Source organism: Caulobacter sp. GW821-FHT09H08 (genome assembly GCF_059415885.1).
The window spans coordinates 1-19926 of sequence record NZ_JBWKOC010000001.1 but is presented as its reverse complement, the minus strand read 5'-3'; the positions used below and the strand labels follow the sequence as shown (position 1 = coordinate 19926).

The following is a 19926-nucleotide window of genomic DNA, read 5'->3' as shown; positions in this document are numbered from 1 at the left end:
CACCAACCCTTCTTGTGTGGTTCATGTCCGAGATTGTGCGTGAGGTCCGGGCCTAACAGGCTCCGAACCTCGGTTCGAAAGTCGATTTAGGCCCGCTCCGCCCGCGTGTTCCGCTGGCCGGTTACGCGATCGTATGCCTCGATCTCTCGGACAATCCCTTGAACATCTCCAAACCGCAGCAACGGACGCTGCATGCTCTGGCCCAAGGCGGCCGGATCGAACTCGAACGCGACGACAACGGCAAGGTCGTCGCGGCCGACTGCCTGACCCGCGACGGCTGGTCGCTGACCGACTGCACGGTCGGCGTCTTCCAGTCGCTGAAGCGCAAGCGGCTGATCGCCAGCCAGGACGGCGGCCCCTACCGGATCACCCGGCTGGGGCTGGGCAGTCTCCGCGCCCAACTCGACAACCGGGTGGGGGCGAAGGCGTGGTGATTCAGCGGGCCCGCCCTCGTCCTTCGACAAGCTCAGGATGAGGGCTGCTTGCTGAGATGCTGAAGTTGGAACCTCACCCTGAGCTTGTCGAAGGGCGAGGTTCCAGCACCCTAGGTCAGCTTATAAAACAGCACCCGCGCGGCGCCGTAGTCGCGCGCGTCGATCTGCTCGAAGCCTTCCAGGACCGGGTCGATCTCGCCCCGGCCGCGCTCGAACATCAGGATCGCGCCGGGAGCCAGCCAGTCGTGGGCCTTCAGCTCGGCGACCGCCTTCTCGCCCAGGCCCTTGGCGTAGGGCGGATCCAGGAAGGCGATATCGAACGGCGCGCCGGCGCTGGCGGGACGCGGTCCCAGGTCGGTGGCGTCGCGCCGGTGCACGCGAGTGACGCCGAACAGGTGCATGGCGTCGATGTTCTCGCGGATCGCCCCGCGCGCCGCATCGTCGGTCTCGACGAACAGGCAGAAGCCGGCCCCGCGCGACAGGGCTTCCAGGCCCAGGGCGCCCGAACCGGCGAAGACGTCGATCACCCGCGCGCCATGCAGTTCCGGCGCCCACGCGGCGTGCTCCAGGATGTTGAACACGGCCTGGCGGGCGCGGTCCGAGGTCGGGCGCGTGGCGTCGCCCGGCGGCGCGACGATAGCCTTGCCGCGATACTGGCCCGAGACGATGCGCATCAGGCGGCGGCCTCTTCGGCGGTCTCGGCCACTTCCGGCGTCTTGATCTTGCGGCCCAGGAACGACAGGCCCGCCATCAGCGGAATGAACAGCAGGGCGAAGATCGGCTTGGCCATGCTGAGGAAGGTCAGGGTGCACATCAGCCCCGGCAGCAGGGCCACGCGCAGCAGCACGAACAGCTTTTCCGCCACGGGCATCGGCTCGGTCAGGCCGCCGATGAAGGCGGCGTAGGTCCACAGCACGCCCATGAAGACGCCGATCAGCGCCACCTGCGAGACATAGACCACCAGCGCCTTGCCGTGCTGCTCCCACAAGAGCTCGGTGCCCAGCGGCAGCAGGGCGACCAGGCCCAGGACCAGGAAGTTCAGCACGTCCAGTCCGCCGTCGGCCTTGACCAGGCGGCCGTGGACCCGGCGGTGGCTGATCCAGCAGACGCCGATCACGGCGAAACTGACGGCGTAGGCGATCAGCTTGTCGCTCATCTGGGTGAACAGGTCGGCGATGGTCGTCCAGTGGTGCGGCGGGTGAATCTCGATGGCCAGCAGGGTGATGGCGATCGCGAACACCGCGTCCGAGAACAGGATCAGCCGGTGCAGATGTCCGGCGCCCGTCTCTCCGCCGCTCAAATCCTTGTCGCTCATGATCGCCCCTTACAACTCGTAACCGGATGTGTGCCGTCGTCCGCGCCTACGGGCAAGCACGTGCTTTACAAGATCGGCCCCGCCCCCTCTTAGTCGCGCCGAAGCAAGAGACGAAGGGCAAGGGCGACCGGGCGATGCGCATGGCGTGGCTGCGAGGGGGAGAGATCCTGGAGGCGGCGAAGCGCTCGCGCTTTCTGGCCGACCTGTCGCCCTTCGACCGCGACCCGTGGCGGACCGCTTTCGCGGTGCCGGTCGGGGTGCTGGCCGGCGCCGTAGCGGCGTTGGCGGGCGGCGCCTCGGCGATCCTGATCTCGATGCTGGTCGTCAGCGGCCTGGACGGCGCGCCCGCCGCCGGCGACCTGTTCGCCGTCTTCTCCGATCCGAACCTTGCCGAGCCGACCGGGCGGCAGTCGCTGTTCATCCTGGCCGTGCTGGCCGGCGTGAACCTGGGCGCCGCGGTCGGCTTCGTCTTCGCCGCCGGCGCGATCCACCACCGCAAGATCACCGACTACGTCAACCAAGGCGAAGCCGTGCGCTGGCGACTGCTGCTGGGCGGCCTGGTGCTGGTCGGGCTGGTGATGAGCGCCATCGCCGGCGCGGCGGTCCTGTCCGGCGAGCCCTTGCAGGCGCCGCTTTGGAAGGTCTCGCCCAACCTGGTGGGCCGCACGCTCTACGCCGTCATCGCCGTCGGCCTGCTGGTGCTGGCCGCCGCGGCCGAGGAGCTGGTGTTCCGAGGTTGGCTGCTCAAGCAGAGCGCCGCCTACATCCAAAATCCGGTTCTGCTGATGGCCCTGAACGGCCTGCTGTTCGCCGCCATCCACCTGGACCCGAACATCGACGCTTTCCTGGTCCGGGCGGCGATGGGCGCCGGTCTGACCTGGATGGCCTTGCGGCTCGGCGGGATCGAGCTGGGCATCGGCGCCCACGCGGCCAACAACGCCGTGATCCTGCTGCTGATCCGGCCGATGACCACCCGCCCCGACGCGCCGCACGAGTTCAAGGCCGGGCTGATCGCCAGCGCCCTGGTCGTGCTGGCCGGCTTCATCGGCGTGGCCGAACTGTCGCTGCGCTGGCCGGCCCTGCGCCGTTGGACCGGCGCCCGGGCGCCGGCGGCGGCCTGACGCTCGCCCCTAGGCGAGGCCCTATGTGAGGCCCTTGTCGCGAACATAACGCGCCACCGCCTCGTCGACGGTCGGCAGATCGCCGAACAACAGCTTCTGCTTCTGCGGCTCCTGGCTGACATAGCCGCCCTTCCGCAGCCACTTCAGGACCGAGAGGTTGTCGCGCAGTCGCGGCATGAACGGCGCGGCCAGCGGCGCGAGCGCGAACACCAGACGCGAAAAGACGGGCTTGGCGACAATCGGCCGTCCCAGCACGCGGGCGAAGGCGGCGGCGACCATAACGCCCGTGGCCGGAACATCGCCGCCGATATCGACGCTCTGGTTCATCGCCGACGCAGGAAGGTCGAGGGCGGCCTCGGCGGCGTAGCGCGCCAGGTCCCGCGAATAGACCAGCGCCATCGGCACGCCAGGAAGGATGTCCGGGAAGATCCCCTTGGCCAGGCGCTCGGGCACGATGTCCCGGGCACGGTCGAGGAACGCCCCGGCGCGCAGGGCCAGATAGGGCTGCCCCGTCTTGGCCAGATAGGTCTCGGCCTCGAACTTCTGGCGGAAATGCGGGACGCCAGGCGCCCGGTCGCAGCCGAGGATCGAGATCAGGATGAAGCGCGGGACGCCCGCGCTCTTCGTCGCGTCGATGAGGTTGCGATAGCCCTCGGTGTCGGTCCGGGAATTGTCGGCCTTGGTGAGGGCCGAATGGGCCGTGAAGCCCGCCGCGCTGGCGACGACGGCGTCGGCGCGCGGCTCGGCCGACAGGGCCTCAGCCAACGACGCCGGGTCGTTGAGATCGGCCACCACGAAGTCGGTGACGCCCAGCGCCTCAAGCCTGGCGCGGTTGCTGGTCGCCCGCACCATCGCCCGGACCTTCGCGCCCTTGGCCAGAAGCGCCCTGACGATGTCCCCGCCCAGGGTTCCCGAAGCGCCGACGACCGTGACGACCTTGACGTCCAAACCCATCTCCTACCGCTTGGGGCCACCGCGCGGGGCGTTGCCGCGCGGCGCCGGACCGCGCGAGGTCGGCGCGCCCGACGGACGCGGCCCCGGACGACCGCCCGGCTTGCCCGGCTTCTCCGAAACCCGCCGCGCGGCGCCGTCAGCCGGCTTGGCGCCCGGACGCGCCGCCGCGGGCTTGCCGCGCACGGCGGGTTTGCCGATGTCGATGAACTTGCTCTCTATCGACTTCGGAGCCCGCTTGGGCTTGGCCGGACCCTTCGCGGCGCCCTTGCTCGCCCCCTTGCTGGGCCCCTTCGACGGGCCGTGCGGCGAGACCTTCTTCTTCGGCTTGGCCCAGCCGGCCTTGTAGACGGGCTTCTCGGGCTTTTCCGGCGTGTCGAGGATCACCGCCCGGTCGGCGCGCGGCGCGCCCCGGCGCTGCAGGTCGCCACCGCCCGGGGTGCCCGGGGCCTTCACGGCGGCCGCGATGCCTCCAAACTTCGGACGATCGCCGGTGGGCATGTTCTCTTCGGAGACGATGCCTTCCAGCAGCTCGCGGATCACCCGGGGGCCGACCTCCTCGATCTGGCCGGCTTCCAAGGGACCCAGGGCGAACGGGCCGTAGGACATGCGGATCAGGCGGTTGACCTTCAGGCCCAGGGCTTCCAGCACCTTGCGGACTTCGCGGTTCTTGCCTTCCGACAGGCTGACCGTGATCCAGATGTTCTTGCCGCCGCCGGCCTTGTCGTGGGCCTTGTCGATCTTGGCGTCGATGGCCCCGTAGGTGACGCCCTCGACGGTGATGCCGTTCTTCAGGGTGTCCAGCTTGGCCTGCGTCGTGTCGCCGAAGGCGCGGGCGCGATAGCGGCGAACCCAGGCGTTGCTGGGCGTCTCCAGGGCGCGCGACAGCTCGCCGTCATTGGTCAGCAGCAGCAGGCCTTCGGAGTTCAAGTCCAGGCGGCCGACCGAGATCAGGCGCGGCAGGTCCTTGGGCAGCGAGCCGAACACCGTCGGCCGGCCCTTGGGATCGTTGTGGGTGGTCATCAGCCCGGTGGGCTTGTGGTAGCGGAAGATCCGCGTCGGCTCGCGCTCGGCCACCAGCTGGCCATCGACCGTGAGGAAGTCGCCGGGCTGGACCTTGACCGCCGGGGTGGTCAGCACCTTGCCATTGATCGCCACGCGACCGGCCTCGATCAGCCGCTCGACCTCGCGCCGCGAGGCCACGCCGGCCCGCGCCAGGGCCTTGGCGACCCGCTCGCCGGGGCCGCCGTCGAGTTCACCGTCTTGACCGTCGAGTTCAGGCTCGTACAGGGGATCGTGTGGCTTGGTCATTTTCGGCGTCCTTCTCGGGCTGGGCGCATCTCTCGATGGGCTATTTGAGCTAATGCACACCGATCCGGCCGACGATCAAGACCACCGCATGATGCGCCTGGCGCTGGACGCCGCCCGCGCGGCGGCCGAGGCGGGCGAGACGCCGGTCGGCGCGGTGATCCTGGATCCCAAGACCGGCGAAGTGATCGCCACCGCCGGCAACGGTCCGATCGCCGCCCACGACCCTACGGCCCATGCCGAGATCGCCGTCATGCGGGCGGCGGCCGCCAAGCTGGAAAACTATCGCCTGACCGACCTGACCCTGGTGGTGACGCTCGAGCCCTGCGCCATGTGCGCCGGCGCGATCAGCCATGCGCGGATCGGGCGGGTGGTGTTCGGAGCCGAGGACCCGAAAGGCGGCGCGGTCGTGCACGGCCCGAAGTTCTTCGCCCAGCCGACCTGCCACTGGCGGCCGGACGTGACGGGCGGCGTGCTGGCCGAGGAAAGCGCGGAACTGCTGCGGGGGTTCTTCCGGGCGCGCCGGAAAGCGCCGAAAGCGTGACAGCCAAGAGTGGACGCCGGTTTTGGCGCCCGTCACGCGCCACCAGAGAAACCTAACTGATCAGGGCCGAGCCCAGCATCACCTTGGAGCCGGGCTTGCCCAGCACCTGGTCGGCGGCCTTCTGCAGTTCGCGGCTGATATAGTCGATGTCCGGCGGCGCCCCGCCACGCAGGCCGGCGGCGTAGATCATCAGCACCTGGGCGAAGGCCGCCCGCAGGCGCGGCGTCGAGGCCTGGGCCTTCTTCATCAGCACCGGGTCGCGCACTTCCAGCCCCGTCTCCAGCGTCATCACCCCACGCCGACCATCGCGGCGCAGGACGATCGCGTTGATCGGGTCCATCTGGAAATAGGTGACGGGCTTTTCTTCCTTCTTGCCCTCGTTGGCCGAGGCGACGCCCGGCGCGGCGCCAAGGGCGGCGATTGAGAAGAGCGAAGCGAGGATCTGGCGACGGCGCATGACGCCTTGCTACCGCAACGTGGTTGACGTCCTCTTTACGCCTGACAGGGCAGTAAAGGGCGTTAACCACGAATCGTCGCCGCGCCCCCGGACCCTTCTGGAGGTCGGCAGCGTCGCAGGAGGCTGAACTTGGGCCGTTTTTCCCCCAAATCCCTCGACCTGAACGGCAAGGTGATCCTGGTCACCGGCGGCACCGGATCTTTCGGTCGGCGGTTCATCGAGACCGTGCTGCGCCGCTATGACCCCCGAAAGGTCATCGTCTACTCCCGCGACGAATTGAAGCAGAGCGACATGCAGATCGAGCTGCGCGAGCAGTTCGACGAGGCGACCGTCGCCAAGACGCGCTTCTTCCTCGGCGACGTGCGTGACCGCGAGCGCCTGACCCTGGCCCTGCGCGGCGTCGACATCGTCATCCACGCCGCCGCCCTGAAGCAGGTGCCGGCGGCCGAGTACAATCCTTCCGAATGCATCCACACCAACGTGCTGGGCGCCGAGAACGTGGTCTGGGCCAGCCTGGCCAACCACGTGAAGCAGGTCGTGGCCCTGTCGACCGACAAGGCCTGCAACCCGACCAACCTCTACGGCGCGACCAAGCTGGCCTCGGACAAGACTTTCGTGGCCGCCAACAACCTGTCGGGCGACATCGGCACGCGGTTCTGCGTCGTGCGCTACGGCAATGTCGTGGGCTCGCGCGGCAGCGTGGTGCCCCTCTATCGTCGCATGCTGAGCAATGGCGCGACCGAACTGCCGGTCACCGACCCGCGCATGACCCGCTTCTGGATCACGCTGAACGAGGGCGTCGACTTCGTGCTCTCGTCCCTGACCATGATGCGCGGCGGCGAAATCTTCGTGCCCAAGATCCCGTCCATGGCCATGCCCGACCTGGTGAAGGCCATGTCGCCGGACGCCCAGATGAAGGTCATCGGCATCCGCCCCGGCGAGAAGCTGCACGAAATCATGATCAGCGCCGACGACTCGCGCTCGACCGTCGAGTTCGAGGACCGCTACGCCATCGAACCCAACTTCGCCGAGTTCGGTCGCAAGCCCTATTCCGAGGCCGACGGCGCCCAGCGCGTGGCCGAGGACTTCTCGTACAGCAGCGACAACAACCACGACTGGCTCTCGCCCGAGGGCCTGCTGGCCATGCTGGAGGAGAAGGCCGCGCGATGAGCGGGTTCCTCCCCTACGGCCGGCAGACGATCGAGGACGATGACATCGCCGCCGTGGCCGAGGCCCTGCGCGGCGACTTCCTGACCACCGGGCCGACGGTCGAGGCTTTCGAGACCGCCTTCGCACGGAAGGTGGGAGCCCAGCACGCCATCGCCGTCTCGAACGGCACGGCCACTCTGCACCTGGCGATGATGGCCCTGGGGGTCGGCGAAGGCGATGTCTGCGTCGCGCCGTCCGTCACCTTCCTGGCCACCGCCAACTGCGCCCGCTACGTCGGGGCCGAGGTGCTGTTCGCGGACGTCGATCCCACCAGCGGCCTGATGACCCCGGACACCCTGGCCAAGGCGCTGAACGGCGCGCCCGGCAAGCGGATCAAGGCCGTCTTGCCCGTCCATCTGCGCGGCGATGTCTGCGACCTGCCGGCGATGAAGGCCATGGCTTCGGCCTCGGGCGCGGTCCTGGTCGAGGACGCGCCGCACGCCCTGGGCTCCATAGGGACCTTCGGCGGCGTGGAGCACCCCGTCGGCGACGGGACATATTCGGCCTTCGCCAGCTTCTCGTTCCATCCGGTCAAGACGCTGGCCACCGGCGAGGGCGGCATGCTGACCACCAACGACGCCGAGCTGGCCGCCAAGGCCCGGCTGCTGCGCTCGCACGGCATGGTCCGCACTGCCGGCGGCGATCCCTGGTGGTACGAGATGCCGGAGCTGGGCTTCAACTATCGCATCCCCGACGTGCTCTGCGCCCTGGGCCTGTCACAGCTGAACAAGCTGGACCGCTTCGTCGCCCGCCGTCGCGAGCTGACGGCGCTGTACGCCAGGCTGCTGGCCGAGCGGACGCCGCGCGTGCGCCTGGCCGCGAGCCCGGCGCACTCGAACCCGGCCCTGCACCTGCTGACCGTGCTGATCGACTTCGAGGCCGAGGGGCTCTCGCGCCGGACCGTGGTCGACAGCCTCAAGGCCAGCGGTGTCGGCAGCCAGGTCCACTACATCCCGGTCCATCGCCAGCCGTACTATGTGAAGCGCCAGGGCCTGGCCATCCTGCCGGGGGCCGACGCCTGGTACGCGCGCTGCCTGACCCTGCCGCTCTATCCGACGATGACCGACGGCGACGTGGAACGAGTCGTCGACGCGTTGGCCAAGATTCTCGGCTAGCTACCCTTCAGCGCTGATCTGGGCGACCGGCTGGATGTCGGTGAAGTTGGCGACGTCGGCCATGACCTCGGCCGCGCGCGGGCCGCCCAGCGAAGCCTGCAGCGCCTCTGCGTCGCAGAATGTCAGGTTGACGATCACCACGTAGGGGGTGGGTGTCCCGCCGGCGCCGGCCAGGCCCTTCAGCACCTGGACGCCCGTCAGGCCGGTCGCCATGAAGGCCTCCTTCACCAGCGGAATATGGGTCGCCTCGTAGTAGTCGAGATCGAACTTCGCGCCGTCACGGGCGGGATAAAGAACGGTGAACACGGCCATGGCGACTTGCTCCGGCGGTCCCCAATGGCCGCGCGGACGCCACCCTAGCGGGCGCCGTCGGGGAAGGAGCAAGAGGCGATGCAAGCAGCCCTAGGGCCGGGCCGATATTCCGTCGACCCGCCCTGAATTCTACCGTCATTCCCGCCACAAGAACGGATGTCTCCCGAGGCCGACAAATACCTGCGGTCAGCATTTGAGCCGACACGCGCAACGTCCGGAAAGGGTGGATGTCGGACACTAGCGGTCTGCGTTCGGCCAAATCCAAACTCGATAGCCGAACCGGTGGCCCTCTTCCTCGGCCAAAGCCAGCATCTCCCGCACATATCCAGTGGCCAGGTCGATGCGCTGAGTGTCCGTCAATCCCTCGTCGTTTCCATCGAGGCCATAGATGCCAAGGTCGATCCGGGGAATTTCTAGAGCACCTCTCAGTTCATAGGTCTCGACGGATGTTACTGCCGCATCGCGCGTACCGGCGTACTCGACGAACTGCGACAGCTCCGCGCTATTGATCATTCTTGAGCCGCCGCCGTCGTCGGCTTCGGCGAAGACTTCCGCAAGATCGAATGGCCGCCGTTCATAAGTCAGCCGACCTTCGACAAAAGAGCTTGTGCTCCCTTCATGCAATGCTGGGGAGTTCAGGGGGAATTGAAAGCGCCTCGCTTCTACAACACCAGCTTCCTGCCACTCCGCTCCGGCTTCAGAGAGAGTGAGGTGGAGACCAAAGCCTCCATCGAGCCCCACAGTGGACGGCGTGTGCAATTGGACGACGATGGGCGCATCACCTTCTTCACCCAAAATCGCAACGACACGAGCATCGATTTCCCTAGTCGCCGGAAGCCAATGTGGAGCGTCATTGCCCCCCTTCAGACGAATAGGGTCGCGGGTTGTCAGATAGCGCCAAGTCATGGCGTCAACCTAGCTCTTGAAAGTCTCCTGGCCCAGCGGACCATCCGAACGCCTGACTAGGGTCGAAACCCGACTCTTCCAGCAGCCGTGCATTCCCCGCCACAAGGGCGAGAATGACAGGCCGCGAAATTGCGTGGCTACCTATTTTGAATGTCGATCCGGCCTACGCCGCCTGGCCGACCAGGGTCTTGATCAGGTCCATGGTCTGGGGCGAGTTGGCGAGCTGATCGCGTGACGCCGGATCCTTGGCCAGCTTCAGCGCCTCGACACGGGCCTTCTCGGCCACGGGTCCGGTCGGTCCCGCCTCGCCCATGGCCAGCTTGGCCAGCAGCTGCAGGCGATGCGGCAGCGGCGCGGGCGCGCGGACCAGCATGGCCAGCAGACGCGAGTCGCCCTCGATCAGAGCGCCGATCTCGCCCAGCTTGGCGCACAGCGGATCGAAGTCCTCGCGCACCAGGCCCGAGCGGGCCAGCTGCCGCTGCAACGCGGCCAGGCCGGCGAGCTTGGCGACGGGGGAGTCCGGCCCCTGGCGCATTTCCTTCTCGAAGCGCATGGCGCTGATATTGGCGTTCAGCCAGCGGGCGGCGTTGCGTTTGTTGACCGCGCCCATGACGTTCTCGGCCAGGCGGATCAGCATCTTGATCTCTTCCAGCGCCGAGCGGTCGCGCCCGAGCAGGGAATCGATGAAGTCGCCGTTCAGCAGGGTCTTGGAGCGGGTCGTGAAGGCGACCTGGATATCCTCGGCCTGCAGGATGCGGCCGGCGGCGGCGGTCAGGCCCATGGCCAGGGCGCGCAGATATTCGATCTCGGCCTCGGCGTCGTTGGGCTTCAGGCGACGCACGCCGTTCAGCTCCTCCAGGACGCGCTGGGCGATCGACTTGCGCACGCTGGGGAACTCGTCCTTGGCCAGCCACTCGCCGAGACGGCGGGCGGTGCCGGACAGTTCGGGCATGCAGTTGCGGACGCTGGCCTCGATCTTGATCAGCGCCTCGACGGCGAGGCCGCCGGTCATACGGGTCATGGCCGCCAACGTGGCGCCCAGGTCTTCCTTGGTCGTATCCAGCAGGTCGGCCATGCCGGCCTTGGAGCCGATGATCTCGGCCAGCGGCTGTTCGATGGCCTGCAGGGCGGCCTGGCGCGCGCGGGGCTCTTGCGGCGCGGCCTCGGCCAGGTCGAGCAGGCGGGCGATCTTGTCGGACCAGCTGGTGGCCGGGGCGATCGAGGCCGCGACGCCGGCGCCCAGCAGGAAGGCGCGGTCGGGATCGGCGGCCAGGCGCTCGGCGGCCTTGGCGAAACCTTCCTTGTCGAGGTCCGGCAGGTCCCCCTTCTTGAAGGCCTTCATCAGGTTGGCGACGGTGCGCTCGACCAGGCTCGAGAAGTGACGGATGACCTCGTGCACGGTCTGGCCGCGCGCCTCGGCTTCCGGAATGGCGATCTTCTGCAGGGCGTGCTGCAGGTCGGTGCCGGAAGCTTCCAGCTTCTCGACCAGATCGGGCCGGTGCAGCAGTTCGAACGGGGTGGCCTTGTTGCGGGCCAGGAAGCCTTCCAGCAGGCGGCCGATGCGGTCGCGGGCGTGGGAGGTGTAGAGGTCGGCGGGCTGCACGCACAGCGGATCGCGATCCTCGACTTCCTTCTTCGGCTTGCCGCCGTCGACCATGCCCTTGGTGAAGATGGCGATCGACTTGTATTCGCCCGTCGCGGCGTCGAGGGTTTCCTTGCTGACGCGCACGGCGACGGCGCGGCCCTGGGTCAGAACGTCTTCGGCGACCTGCAGCGCATGGGCGCGGTTTTCCGAGGCGATCTCGAGCGTCCATTGCGCGCCGGCTTTCCGCCGGACAAACAGCTCGTAATGGACTTGGCTCATTTGGATAGGCTCCAGTAGCCTTCACCATGACGCCTCAGACCTTAAGGTGAGGTTGAAGACCGTCGGTTTGGCGACAATCAGGCCGCATCGGCGCCTTTCTCGGGCCGCAAAGCCCAGGAAGAAGCAGGGAAAGCTTTGCCGCGCCATGCGTTGAAGCCGGGACACGCGGTCGATAGGATCGGCCGACGCAAGAATAGGCTAAGGACTAGAACGACCAGATGGCCGCGATCACGCTCATTGACGACGACGAGAACATCGTCGCCTCGGTCTCCCTGGCGCTGGAAAGCCATGGCCACGCGGTGAAGGCTTACTACGACGGCGCCTCGGGCCTCGAGGCCGTCGAGGCCAGCCCGCCGGACCTGGTCATCCTCGACGTGAAGATGCCCCGTATGGACGGCATGGAAGTGCTGCGCCGCCTGCGCCAGACGTCCGAGATCCCGGTGATCATGCTGACGTCCAAGGACGACGAGATCGACGAGATCCTCGGCTTCAACCTCGGCGCCGACGACTACATGCACAAGCCGTTCAGCCAGCGCCTGCTGCTGGAGCGGGTGAAGGCCGTGCTGCGCCGCGCGCGTCCGGACGAGGAAGATCCCGCCAGCGCGGGCGCGGCCGGAGCCGCCGGCTCCAAGGTCATGAAGCGCGGCAAGCTCACCCTCGACCCGGCGCGCCACGACAGCCTGTGGGACGGTCGTCCCGTGCGCCTGACCGTCACCGAGTTCCTGCTCCTGCAGGCCCTGGCCCAGCGTCCTGGCTTCGTGAAGAGCCGCGACAACCTGATGGACGCGGCCTACGACGATCAGGTCTATGTCGATGACCGCACGATCGACAGCCACATCAAGCGCATGCGCAAGAAGTTCCGTCAGGTCGATCCCGAGTTCGACTCCATCGAGACCCTGTACGGCGTTGGCTACCGTTACCGCGAAGCCTGATCCCGCGCCTCAAGGGGCAAGCGAGCCGAGGCGTCGCTTCTCCTGGCCGCGCGGGTCGCGGCTTGGCCGGCTGATCGTCACCCTCAACGTCCTGGCCCTGGCGATCGTGATCGTCGGGGCCTTGGTGCTGAACGAGCTACGCAGCGGCCTCGTCAATGCGCGCATCGACAGTCTGACGACCCAGGGCCAGCTGATCGCCAAGGTCGTCGACCAGCTGGCGACCGTCGGCGATCCTGAACCGGCGCTGGACCCCTATGTGGCCAGCCAGCTGATGCAGGTGCTGTTCATCCCGCGCAACCAGCGGGCCCGTCTGTTCGATGCTCGCGGCAAGGCTCTGGCGGACTCATTCGTGGTGGCCGACCGCGTCGACTGGAAGGTCCTGCCCCCCGCGCGCAAGCCGGGCCAGAAGGCCGAGGAGCCGCGCCTCAGCCCCGCCGCCGCCGCCCGGGCCGAGCGGGCGAAACAGGATCTCGCCAACGAGATCGCCCAGGCCATGAAGGGCCGCACCGTGGCCGGCACGCGCATCTCCGAGGACGGCGAGCGCGTGGTGTCGGTCTCGATCCCGATCCAGCATGTCCGCGCGGTGCTGGGCGTCCTGACCCTGGAAGCCGGCGACGTCGACGAGATCATCTCGGCCGAGCGCAAGGCCCTGCTGCCGTTCATCATCGTGGCCATGACCGCCATCCTGATGTCCAGCGTCCTGCTGCACCGCCTGATCGCCGTCCCCGTCCTGCGTCTGGCCCGCGCCGCCGACCATGTGCGCCTGCAGGGCGCGCGCGCCATCTCGCTCCCCGACCTTTCCGAGCGCCGCGACGAGCTGGGCGACCTGTCCCGCTCGCTCGAGGACATGACGCACTCGCTCTCGGAGCGGATGGACGCCATCGAGCGCTTCGCCGCCGACGTGGCCCACGAGATCAAGAACCCGCTGACCTCGATCCGTTCGGCCATCGAGACCCTGGACCTGGTCTCGGACCCCGCGGCGCGGGCCCGGCTGCTGGCCATCCTGCAGAACGACGTCAACCGCCTGGATCGCCTGGTCACCGACATCTCCAACGCCTCGCGCCTGGACGCAGAGCTGTCGCGCGAACACCCCAAGGCGCTGGACCTGGGCCGGCTGCTCACCGAGGTGGCCAACCTCTACGAAGCCCAGCTGCGGCCCGGTGAAGCGCCGGGCAGCGTGCGCGTCAGCCTGCAGATCGCCGATCCTGCGCCGCCCTCGATGATCGTCGGCCGCGAGACCCCGATCGGCCAGGTGTTCCGCAACCTGATCGACAACGCCCGCTCCTTCAGCCCGCCCGACGGCGAGGTGCGCATCAGGCTGGCCCGCACGCGCGGCCACCTGTTGGTGATGATCGACGACGACGGCCCCGGCATCCCGCCGGACAATCTCGAGACCATCTTCGAGCGCTTCTACACCTCGCGCCCCAAGGGCCGGGCGTTCGGCGGCAATTCGGGCCTGGGCCTCTCCATCGCCCGCCAGATCGTCGAGGCTCACAGCGGAACGATTCGTGCGGAGAACCGCCTCGACATCGCGGGCGTCATCGCCGGCGCGCGCTTCATCGTCGAGCTGCCGGACGACCGCGAATGAGCGGTCCAGGGATCCGGCACGGCGGCCTGATCGCCCAGCGCCAGGACGGCCTCTGGCGCGGCGCCCTGATCGAGGGTCCCTCGGGGATCGGCAAGAGCGACCTGGCCCTCCGCGCGCTCGACCAGGGCTTCCGCCTGGTGGCCGACGACCGCGTCGTCACCTTCGCCAGCGGCGGCCGCCTCTATGGCAAGGCGCACGAAACCCTGGCCGGCCTGATCGAGGTGCGGGGCCTGGGCGTGGTCGACGCGGCCACCCTGCCCTTCGCCGAGATCGTCCTCGTCATCCGCTGCGTTTCCACGCCCGAAGCGGTCGAGCGCCTGCCCGAGCCCCGTTTGGAGACGATTGCGGGCGTTTCCGTCCCTGTCTTCGACCTGTGGCCGCGAGAACCCGCCGCCCCCGCGAAAATCCGACGCATGATGCAGTCTCTTGGAGTCGCTCTCTAACGGGCGTATCAAGGCCGCCCGCGCGACGCTCTCCCGTTGCGCCGGGTATTGGGGATCCCGTTTGAGACACAAGGCATGATCGGGCTCGTGATCGTGACGCACGGGCGTCTGGCGGAAGAATTCGTCTCCGCCATGGAGCATGTCGTGGGCCCGCAGGCCGCCGTGAAGGCGATCTGCATCGGCCCCGAAGACGACATGGAACGTCGCCGTTCGGATATTCTGAAAGCCTGCGCCGAGGTCGATGTCGACGGCGAGGGCGTTATCCTGCTGACCGACATGTTCGGCGGCACACCCAGCAACCTGGCCATCTCGGTCATGGAGCAGACCAAGGCCGAGGTCATCGCCGGCCTGAACCTGCCCATGCTGATCAAGCTGGCCAGCGTGCGCCAGCGCGAGACCCTGCAGGCCTGCGTCGCCCACGCCCAGGAGGCTGGACGCAAGTACATCTCCGTGGCCTCCTACGTGCTCGCCGGAGAAAAGTGACGGGCATGACTTCAAGGACGGTCGAGATCATCAACGAGCGGGGCTTGCACGCCCGGGCCTCGGCCAAGTTCGTGAAGATGGCGTCCGGTTTCGACGCCGAGGTGACCGTCAGCCGCGAAGGGTCGTCCGTCGACGCCCGCTCGATCATGGGCCTGATGATGCTGGCCGCCGGCATCGGCTCGACCATCGACATCACCGCCGAAGGCCCCGAAGCCCACGCCGCCGTCGAGGCGCTGTGCGAACTGGTCGAGAACCGGTTCGACGAGGAGCGCTAGGCTCCCTTCCAGAGTTTCCTCCCCTGGGGCATGGCCGCCCTAGTGCATCGCCACGGGACCGGTCTTGGCCGCCGCTGGGCTCGTCTCCTCGATCCAGGCCGGCCAGATCGCCGTCGGCCATTGCGCCTTCACATACTGGTCGTGGACGATGCCCAGCCATTGGCGCAGGGCGTGGGTCACCAAGGTCAGGCGCGCTGTCTTGGCCTCACCGGCCTTGAAGATGAGGCCGACGGCGGTGGCGCCGTTGGCGATGTCGACCGAATCCACCAGCGAGGACGCCGAGGACGAATCGGCCTGTACGGCCGGCAGCGGCGGCGCGATGGCGCGGGCGGCCTCCTGGGCGAAGCCCTGCAGCATCTCGTTGTCCACGACCCCCGCCGTGGCGCCGGCCACGCCTTGCTGCTCCAGCCATTGCGTCAGGCGCGGCACGAGCCGGTTGAGCATGCGCTGGGTCAGCCACAGCACCACGGTCTCGTCGCCGCTCACCGCGCCCGAAATCCGGACGCGATCCTCCATGGCGACATATTCGGTGGTGACGCGCTGAAGTTCTGGACAGTCCTGCATCTCGAATCCTGGCGACACGGCCACGCCGGCGACGATCTTTGCCGCTTCAGCTTGTAGGCGGCGGCGATCGCTTTGTGATCCCCGATTTTCCCGATGCCCCTGGGCCAGCACGTCCTCCAGGGTCGCCTGGCCAACCCTGGGCCTCGCGAGGCAGGGTCAGGCACGAAGAAGGCTCCCGCCACGGAGACGGGAGCCCTCTGAAGTCCACCCGGGTTCGCGCGTCCCTACTGGACGGGCTTGCCGTCGGCGTCGATCACCTTGAGGTCCAGCCCCAGGCCCTTCAGCTTGGGCTCGATGACCGCGCGGTCGCCGACCACGACCCAGGTCAGCTCGTCCGGCTTGATCGCCTTCTTGGCCGCCGCCGTGGCCGTCTCGACGGTCACCGCGCGCACTTCGCTGGGATAGGCGTCGAAATAGCCGTCAGGCAGCTTGAAATTCACCAGCTCCGAGATCGACCCCGCCACGCCCGCGCCGGTCTCCCAATACCCCGGCAGCGACAGGGTCAGGCTGTTCTGGGCCTTGGCCAGCTCGGCGGCGGTGACCGGCTTGTCGCCGATGATGCCCGTCAACTCCTTGCGGGCCTCGGCGAACGACTCGGCGGTCTTGTCGGTCTGGACCGGCGCGTAGGCCACGAACATCCGCGTGCCGCGCGCGGCCCGGACAAAGCTGCCCGCGCCATAGGACCAGTGCTTGTCCTCGCGCAGGTTCATGTTCAGGCGCGAGACGAAGTCGCCGCCGAACAGCGAGTTCATTACGTCGACCGCGGCCTCGTCGGCCGGATCGCGCGGCGGGACCAGGTTGCCGACCATGATCATCGACTGCTGCGCGCCGGGCTTGTCGATCAGATAGACCGCGCCCTTGGCCGAAGGCGCGACGACCGGCGCCTTGGCCTTGGCCTGAGCGCCCGTCCAGCCGCCCAGCTGGGCTTCCAGCTTGGGCATGATCTGCGCCAGGGTCGTGTCGCCCACGACGATCAGGGTGGCGTCCTTGGGCTGCAGCCAGCTCTTCTGGAAGCTAACCAGATCCTCGCGGGTGATGGCGCCGACGCTGGCTTCGGTGGACAGCACGCCATAGGCGCTGCCCGGACCGTAGGTCAGGACCGGCAGGATACGCGAGGCCATGGCGTTCGGGTTCTGCTTGGCCTGCTGGATGCCGGCGATCGACAGACGCTTGCGGCGATCCAGGTCGGCGGGGGTGTAGGCCGGGTTGCGCAGGACATCGGCGTAGATCGCCAGCGCGGGGTCCAGGGTCGCGGTCAGAGTGTTCAGGGTCAGTCCCGAGGTGTCGAGGCTGTTGAACGTGCCCAGATTGGCGGCCAGCTGGGCCAGCTCGCGGCTGAGCGTAAGGTTGTCACGATTGGTCGTCCCTTCGGTCAGCATCCCGACCGCAAGGCCGGACACCCCGGCCTTGCCGCCCGCCTCGGCCGCCTGGCCCGCATCGAACATCAGGTTGAACTGCACCTGCGGGGTCTCGTGGCGCTCGGCGACGATCACCTTCAGGCCGTTCGACAACGTTCCGCGCTGCAGCTTCACGAAGGCTGGGGCCTTGATCGCCCCGACCTCGGGCATCTGCTTGCGATCGGCGCCCGTCGCGGCGGGCTTGTAATTCGGGAACGGCGTGACCGTCAGGGTCAGGTCGCCGTCGGTCAGCCACTTGCGGCCCGCTGCCGTGAGGTCCGCCGGCTTGGCGCTGCGATAGCGCTCCAGCGTCTCCTTGTAGGCGTCGGCGCTACCGCGGAAAACCTGGTTCTGAGCCAGGATGTCCGACTTGCCGCCGAAGCCGCCGATACGCTCGGCGCCCCGCACGAACTGGGCCAGGTTGTTGGTGCGCACCTTGGCCACCTCCTCCGGCGTCGGGCCGTCACGCAGCAGGCGCTGGAACTCCTCCTCGAACGCCTTTTCGACCAGGGCCGGATCGCCGCCGGCCTTGACCGTCAGGGTCACGACGAACTGGCTGCCGATCTCGCTGGTGTAGATGGCCGCGCCGGCCGAGGTGACGGTTTGGTCGGTGAAGACCAGGCGCTTGTAGAGACGCGAGGTCTTGTCCGACATCATCACGTCGGACAGCAACTCCAGATAGTCTGCATCGGCCGATCCGTACTCCGGCACGTTCCAGACCTTGTAGATCCGGGCCTGGGGCACCCGATCCTGCATCTCGGCGCGTTGCGAGCCGGTGCGTTTGGCAACCCACGCCTTCTGGCGGGCGACCGGCGGACCCGACGGAATATCGCCGAAATACTTCTCGGCCTTGGCCTTGGCCTCGGCCACGGTGATGTCGCCGGCCAGGACGATCGTGGCGTTGGCCGGGCCGTAATAGCTCTTGAACCAGGTCTTCACGTCGTCCAGCGAGGCAGCGTCCAGGTCCGCCATCGAGCCGATCACGGTGTGCCCATAGGGGTGGTCGCGTGGATAGGTGCTCTCGGTGATCAGGTTGAAGGCTTGGCCATAGGGCTGGTTCTCGCCTTGCCGCTTCTCGTTCTGGACGACGCCGCGCTGCTCATCCAGCTTGGCCTTGTCGATGGCGTTGACCAGCCAGCCCATGCGGTCGCTCTCGAGCCACAGGACCTGGTCCAGCGCCGCGGTCGGGACGTTCTCGAAATAGTTGGTCCGGTCCTTGTTGGTCGTCCCGTTCATGTCGGTGGCGCCAAGCTTCTCCAGCGCCTTGAACCAGTCGTCGTTGAAGTGTTCCGAGCCGTTGAACATCAGGTGCTCGAACAGGTGGGCGAACCCGGTCTTGCCCGTGGGCTCGTTCTTGGAGCCGACGTGGTACCAGACGTTCACCGCCACGATCGGGGCCTTGTGGTCCTCGTGCACGATCACCGTCAGGCCGTTCGACAGCTTGAAGGTCGTGTGGGGGATGTCGACCGTCGGGAGGGCGGCCATGGCGCCCGTGACCTTGGCGGCCGGCTTCGCGGTGGCTTGGGGTGCGGGCTTGGCCTGAGCGGCGGCCAAGGTCGGCGACGCGACCAGGAGGGCCGCGATGGCGGCCGACGCGAACAACTTCATCAGAACCTTCCCAGCAAGGCTGCGCTCCCCGACGAGCGCATGGCACCCTAGGTTGCGAAAAGCCCCAAGGACAAGTGCTCGCGCACCGGAGGCTTGCGAAGTCCGCGAAAGCACGGGGATTGGGCGCGCTTTGTCCTCGGCGAAGGAAGGGGAGTGGTTATGAAGTTGACCGGAAGACCACCCCTAACGCCCGTCATTTCCCGCCCTTGTGGGGGAAGGCGCCGCTACCGGCAAGGTCGGCTTTCGACGCTGTGCCGACGCCTGGAACGTCTGCTGGTGGGCAGGATGCGAAGGCGCCCTGACCCCACCTCGCACTCAGCTGGGCTCGTCAAGCGGTCTATGTCCTAGCCGTTCGGCCAGCATCACTAGGTAACCATCGGGATCCAGGACGAAGACCTCGCGTTGCCCGCCCAGCCTATCTCCATGGCGCCTCCATACTTCTCTAGGCCCGTGGTGGATCCGATAGTCGCAGCCGGCGATGGCCTGCAGCACCGGCTCCAGGCTCTCGACATAGACTTGGAACATGACCCCTCGTCCGAACGGTCGCTCCAGTGGTCCCGTTTCCCAAACACCACAGCGCTCGTGAAGCATGATTTGTGGTCCGTCGTTCCTCTCTAGGTACGCGAACCCTTCATCCGGCCGCTCGTACGCGATCGCAAACCCCAGCACGTCGCGCCAAAATGCGATGCTCTGGCCGATGTCGGACACCAAGAGTTCCGACACGACATTTGCCCAGCCTGTTCGAGGAGGCGCACCAAGATCGCTCTGCATCATTTTGGTTCCAGGCTGACCCGCTTCAGTAGACCACAGCGCCGCATCGAATGTCCGCTCTCCACCCATAGCTGACGTTGTGCGTGTCGGCTTAGATCTGGCCCGCAAGCAATTGTCTGGCCGGATGACACCCGCCACACGAGCGGGAATGACGGCGACTTATGGGGATTGGCCGGTGCCTATCCCCGGAATTCGCGATCTCGAACCCAACGAAATCAATCGCTTCTTACTTTTACGCCCTCGCCAATCATGCGCGTCCAGAACCGCCGCACAATCATAGCCATCCCCGTCGCGGGGGAGGGCGTTTGGATCCGGCCCAAAACGGCGGC

General features: G+C 67.6%; 21 protein-coding genes. 10 read left to right on the top strand and 11 right to left on the bottom strand.

Features of this window, described 5'->3' with window-relative positions; all coding sequences use genetic code 11:
• The first annotated feature begins 158 nt into the window (after positions 1-158).
• Entirely contained in the window at positions 159-434 is a 276-nt protein-coding gene (locus AC07NN_RS00105; RefSeq protein WP_494637014.1) for a YjhX family toxin, read from the top strand.
• A 110-nt stretch (positions 435-544) separates the two neighbouring features.
• On the opposite strand, the gene rsmD is transcribed toward AC07NN_RS00105, so the two are convergent.
• Together rsmD and AC07NN_RS00095 are read right to left on the bottom strand one after the other, a co-directional pair.
• Positions 545-1108, bottom strand: a complete 564-nt coding sequence (gene rsmD, locus AC07NN_RS00100) for a 16S rRNA (guanine(966)-N(2))-methyltransferase RsmD (RefSeq protein ID WP_494637012.1) — start codon at positions 1106-1108, stop codon at positions 545-547.
• A complete protein-coding gene (locus AC07NN_RS00095; protein WP_494637010.1) occupies positions 1108-1749 on the bottom strand; it encodes a TMEM175 family protein in 642 nt (213 codons plus the stop codon). The genes rsmD and AC07NN_RS00095 overlap by 1 nt, the downstream gene beginning before the upstream one ends.
• Before the next feature lie 140 nt (positions 1750-1889).
• On the opposite strand from AC07NN_RS00095, the gene AC07NN_RS00090 reads away from it, so the two are divergent.
• A complete protein-coding gene (locus AC07NN_RS00090) occupies positions 1890-2870 on the top strand; it encodes a CPBP family intramembrane glutamic endopeptidase (RefSeq protein WP_494637008.1) in 981 nt (326 codons plus the stop codon).
• A 21-nt stretch (positions 2871-2891) separates the two neighbouring features.
• Here AC07NN_RS00090 and AC07NN_RS00085 read toward each other — a convergent pair whose 3' ends face one another.
• A complete protein-coding gene (locus AC07NN_RS00085; RefSeq protein ID WP_494637006.1) occupies positions 2892-3818 on the bottom strand; it encodes an SDR family oxidoreductase in 927 nt (308 codons plus the stop codon).
• 9 nt (positions 3819-3827) lie between these two features.
• Positions 3828-5132, bottom strand: coding sequence for a pseudouridine synthase (locus AC07NN_RS00080; RefSeq protein WP_494637004.1), 1305 nt, complete (start codon positions 5130-5132; stop codon positions 3828-3830).
• A gap of 52 nt (positions 5133-5184) precedes the next feature.
• Between AC07NN_RS00080 and tadA the strand changes: the two genes are divergently transcribed.
• Positions 5185-5673 (top strand): tRNA adenosine(34) deaminase TadA, encoded by a 489-nt coding sequence (gene tadA, locus AC07NN_RS00075; protein WP_494637002.1) that lies wholly within the window; start codon positions 5185-5187, stop codon positions 5671-5673.
• 52 nt (positions 5674-5725) lie between these two features.
• Here the strand turns inward: tadA and AC07NN_RS00070 are convergent, their stop codons facing one another.
• Positions 5726-6130, bottom strand: coding sequence for a hypothetical protein (locus tag AC07NN_RS00070; protein WP_494637000.1), 405 nt, complete (start codon positions 6128-6130; stop codon positions 5726-5728).
• Positions 6131-6259: 129 nt separating this feature from the next.
• Here AC07NN_RS00070 and pseB point away from each other — a divergent pair, with 129 nt between their 5' ends.
• The gene (pseB, locus tag AC07NN_RS00065) at positions 6260-7300 is read left to right on the top strand and encodes a UDP-N-acetylglucosamine 4,6-dehydratase (inverting) (protein ID WP_494636999.1); all 1041 of its coding nucleotides are present in this window, start codon (positions 6260-6262) and stop codon (positions 7298-7300) included.
• A complete protein-coding gene (pseC, locus tag AC07NN_RS00060; protein WP_494636998.1) occupies positions 7297-8454 on the top strand; it encodes a UDP-4-amino-4,6-dideoxy-N-acetyl-beta-L-altrosamine transaminase in 1158 nt (385 codons plus the stop codon). The genes pseB and pseC overlap by 4 nt, the downstream gene beginning before the upstream one ends.
• Here the strand turns inward: pseC and AC07NN_RS00055 are convergent, their stop codons facing one another.
• From AC07NN_RS00055 to AC07NN_RS00045, 3 genes are all read right to left on the bottom strand, one after another.
• Positions 8455-8766 (bottom strand): EthD family reductase, encoded by a 312-nt coding sequence (locus AC07NN_RS00055; RefSeq protein ID WP_494636996.1) that lies wholly within the window; start codon positions 8764-8766, stop codon positions 8455-8457.
• A 237-nt stretch (positions 8767-9003) separates the two neighbouring features.
• Positions 9004-9672: a hypothetical protein gene (locus tag AC07NN_RS00050; RefSeq protein ID WP_494636994.1), complete on the bottom strand. Its 669-nt coding sequence runs from the start codon at positions 9670-9672 to the stop codon at positions 9004-9006.
• A 163-nt stretch (positions 9673-9835) separates the two neighbouring features.
• Positions 9836-11536: a hypothetical protein gene (locus AC07NN_RS00045; RefSeq protein WP_494636992.1), complete on the bottom strand. Its 1701-nt coding sequence runs from the start codon at positions 11534-11536 to the stop codon at positions 9836-9838.
• 218 nt (positions 11537-11754) lie between these two features.
• Between AC07NN_RS00045 and chvI the strand changes: the two genes are divergently transcribed.
• From chvI to AC07NN_RS00020, 5 genes are all read left to right on the top strand, one after another.
• Entirely contained in the window at positions 11755-12468 is a 714-nt protein-coding gene (chvI, locus tag AC07NN_RS00040; RefSeq protein ID WP_494636990.1) for a two-component response regulator ChvI, read from the top strand.
• Positions 12443-14056 (top strand): two-component sensor histidine kinase ChvG, encoded by a 1614-nt coding sequence (chvG, locus tag AC07NN_RS00035; protein WP_494636988.1) that lies wholly within the window; start codon positions 12443-12445, stop codon positions 14054-14056. The genes chvI and chvG overlap by 26 nt, the downstream gene beginning before the upstream one ends.
• A complete protein-coding gene (locus AC07NN_RS00030; protein WP_494636986.1) occupies positions 14053-14499 on the top strand; it encodes an HPr kinase/phosphorylase in 447 nt (148 codons plus the stop codon). The genes chvG and AC07NN_RS00030 overlap by 4 nt, the downstream gene beginning before the upstream one ends.
• A gap of 75 nt (positions 14500-14574) precedes the next feature.
• Complete coding sequence (locus AC07NN_RS00025) at positions 14575-14982, top strand: PTS sugar transporter subunit IIA (RefSeq protein ID WP_291880350.1); 408 nt, start codon at positions 14575-14577, stop codon at positions 14980-14982.
• Complete coding sequence (locus AC07NN_RS00020) at positions 14979-15257, top strand: HPr family phosphocarrier protein (RefSeq protein WP_494636984.1); 279 nt, start codon at positions 14979-14981, stop codon at positions 15255-15257. Before AC07NN_RS00025 ends, AC07NN_RS00020 begins: the two co-directional genes overlap by 4 nt.
• Positions 15258-15296: 39 nt before the next feature.
• On the opposite strand, the gene AC07NN_RS00015 is transcribed toward AC07NN_RS00020, so the two are convergent.
• The 3 genes from AC07NN_RS00015 to AC07NN_RS00005 form a co-directional block, all read right to left on the bottom strand.
• Positions 15297-15821, bottom strand: a complete 525-nt coding sequence (locus AC07NN_RS00015) for a hypothetical protein (RefSeq protein ID WP_494636982.1) — start codon at positions 15819-15821, stop codon at positions 15297-15299.
• Positions 15822-16045: 224 nt separating this feature from the next.
• Positions 16046-18826, bottom strand: coding sequence for a M16 family metallopeptidase (locus AC07NN_RS00010; RefSeq protein WP_494636980.1), 2781 nt, complete (start codon positions 18824-18826; stop codon positions 16046-16048).
• A 315-nt stretch (positions 18827-19141) separates the two neighbouring features.
• On the bottom strand, positions 19142-19534 hold the full coding sequence (locus AC07NN_RS00005) for a VOC family protein (protein ID WP_494636978.1): 393 nt from the start codon (positions 19532-19534) through the stop codon (positions 19142-19144).
• Positions 19535-19926: the final 392 nt, after the last annotated feature.